The 2816-nt window shown below is 42.7% G+C and carries 2 protein-coding genes; both read right to left on the bottom strand.

Translation table 11 applies throughout. The annotated features are described in order from the left end of the window. Positions 1-46: 46 nt before the first annotated feature. The gene (locus HMPREF2926_RS05705; protein ID WP_070586833.1) at positions 47-874 is read right to left on the bottom strand and encodes a PrsW family glutamic-type intramembrane protease; all 828 of its coding nucleotides are present in this window, start codon (positions 872-874) and stop codon (positions 47-49) included. Beyond that, the gene (locus HMPREF2926_RS05700) at positions 867-2528 is read right to left on the bottom strand and encodes a C69 family dipeptidase (RefSeq protein WP_070586831.1); all 1662 of its coding nucleotides are present in this window, start codon (positions 2526-2528) and stop codon (positions 867-869) included. The genes HMPREF2926_RS05705 and HMPREF2926_RS05700 overlap by 8 nt, the downstream gene beginning before the upstream one ends. Between the last annotated feature and the right edge of the window lie 288 nt (positions 2529-2816).

Below are 2816 nucleotides of genomic sequence, written 5' to 3'. Positions count from 1 at the left end.
ATTACCGATTTCTGTCCCACTCTCTTTTGTGTTTGAAAAATTTTTCTTATTGTTTTAAAAATGGCAACTCGGGATGTTTCTTGGTATAGAGCACCACTTCGATAAAGGTCCCTACTTGGACGGCAAAGAGCAGTCCGACGAGAAGATTAATCCGATGGTCTGTTTCATAAAACGGAGAGTTCCATAAGAAGTGATTGGCTACTGTCGAGACAACACACCAGAGCCCAAAGAGTTTTTCCTTTTGCTGGGTTACTTGAGACAACAAGAGGAAGACACCAACGGATACAACAGCCGTATAGAGGGCGTGTGAAGCTAATCCACCAGAGATCCGGTTAATAGCCTCAGTAACCGCGGCTAATTGGCTGGTTTTGGTTTGGCGGGCAACGTATCCTAAATCCTCAATGATTTGAAAACCAAAGCCAGAGCCCAAGCCTGCAATTAGAATCGCTTTTAGATCTTTCTTGCCAACCATCAAGACAACCCAAAAGGCAACCAGAGCCTTAAAGAATTCCTCTGAAAATGGGGCCGTCAAAGCATCGGTCCACTTGTTAAAGACAGTGGCATCCTTGATCACATGGCTATTTATAATATCAATCAAGCTATTGCCTGAAAAGCTCAACCAGCCTGCTACGAAGGCTCCTCCAAACATGGCAATCCATAAGAGATATGTTGGGACAGTCAACTGCTTGGCCAATCGTTTTGAAAAGAGATAGAGGGGGATAATAATAGCAGCTAAAACAGACAAGTTTAAGACCAAGTCTCTGCCTGCAGTCTGGCTAAATTCTTGTTGAGAAAGATGACCGAGTTCAAACTCCAAGCCAATTCCTGCAAACAGTAGAAAAAGATAGATAGAGGCTCTTTGAATTTTAGTCATCTTGTTTTCCTCCCTTTTGTTTCTTTGAGCGAATCAGGTAGATCACAATCGCTAGAAGGGTTGCCCCGAACAAGCCTGCTGCTAGAATGTAATCATAGTCAAATTCAACGAGATCAATCTTTTCTTCATAAGCAGCATCTTCTTCGTCATCTAGATCTTGCAGGGCACTTTTTCCGTGTTCATCTGCTACCTTTTGTTCTGCTTCTTTTCTGATTTCTTGCAAGCGTTCGAAGGTTTTCTCAGCTCTCGCCAAGCTTTCCTCTGTTGCTCTCTCACTAGCTTCTTCAGGCTGAGAAGTAAGAGCGATTTGTTCCTGATCACTCAGATCTTGTTCGACCATCCACTGAGACTCCAATCGTTCCATTTCAGTACGAATCGCCCCATCTTCGAATAAATCTGGATACTTGGCCACAAGGTCATTGATTCTTGAAATGGTCCAATACCAAGAGCGATCATTGTAATGATCCCCTAATTCTTGGTAGGCTTGATAGGTGTTGAGAATATTGCCATAGTAGGGTAGGTATGGAGCATTTCGTGGACTGCCCATCGACAGCCACATGGTGCCTCCACCTGCACTCGCTGGGACATCATCTTTCAGTTGGAAAATATGGGCCTCCATGACATTTGGATTGGAAATAGGGTATTTATAAACCTCATCAAACTCTCCTTTTTTCGGAATGCCTTTTCCATCTAGCTCCATTTGATCCTGTGGTTTATATTTGGTTCCTTCCAAACGATTGCGTTGGAGATTCATAGCATCGCGGAGGGTTAATTTTCGATCGGTTGTATGAAGAAGGTCAAAGGACGCATCGTCATATTTAACAGGAGAGCTTGGGTCTAGAGATTTGATTCCCGACCAAACCCGAGAGCGATCTGCCTCTTGCAAAGGCGGATTATAGGATTGAGAAACGTGGAATTTTCCGTCCACTTCCTTATAGCTATTGGCTTCTTTGGCGACTTTTTCAAGATCTTTTGAGGCGATCGTGCGTTCGGTATCTGACAGATCGACATGCCCTAAGAAGAAGGTATTTGGAAAGACCGCAAACCGATCCTCTGGGAAGAGAATCGCCGCATATTGATGGCCAGATAGGATTTCCATATACCAGACGCCTTCTTTATCGGCAATAGTCACAATATTTCCTTCTGCAGCGCCTTTTTCTTCGACGATTTTAGCAATGAGTTCAACCCCTTCTCTTGCGGTTTTCACACTTGGGAGAACGATACTGGTCAAGCCCGATTCTGCGAGGCCATCCTTAACATAGGGATCCACTTTTTGGATCTTGTCATTTGCTGAAGCAGATACAGTGGCAGAAATGGAAACCCCATATTCGTTGAATCCTGCTTCGTCAAAAATCCCCTGATCAGGGGTGACATCTGGGACCGCTGTATACTTATAGCTAATCTCTGGCAAGGGATATTGAAAACCGTTGGCAGCATCTTCAAAGATGGCTCCTTTTTTATTGTAGACACGCTCTCTGACCACAAAATTTTTATTATGGTTGGGCTCTAAATCTTCGGTACGCCCTACCAAGGTTGAACCGTCGGCAGTCAGTTTCTTCCCGATGATGAACCCTGTACAAGCCTCAACAGGTTGAGCAATCAACAAAAGCGGAAGCAAGGCTGCTACAGCTGATCGAAAATAGTGCTTCTTCATCCTAAACTCCTTTTTAAAAATGTTTTTCCTTATTTAGTATACTCTTTTACAAGGTTGTTTTGCAAGCGATTCCAGCAACCGTAAACGATTCGTAAACTATCAGAATTTTTGAGGTGAAACACTTTTTCAAAAAAGAAAGGATTGGCTTATTTTGCCAATCCTAAACGAATAGGAACTAATTTTTAAGTAAAATAAGTTAAGTGATTCTTCAAAAAACTATAAAAGAGTTCTAATTTTCAAAATGAATCATAATATACGAAAACTTTCCGCCGTGAGAAAAGTGCCTGA

This window comes from Streptococcus sp. HMSC078D09 (genome assembly GCF_001813675.1).
In the GTDB taxonomy this organism is placed as follows: domain Bacteria; phylum Bacillota; class Bacilli; order Lactobacillales; family Streptococcaceae; genus Streptococcus.
The sequence above is the reverse complement of the archived record's forward strand: the minus strand, read 5'-3'. Positions and strand labels throughout refer to the sequence as shown.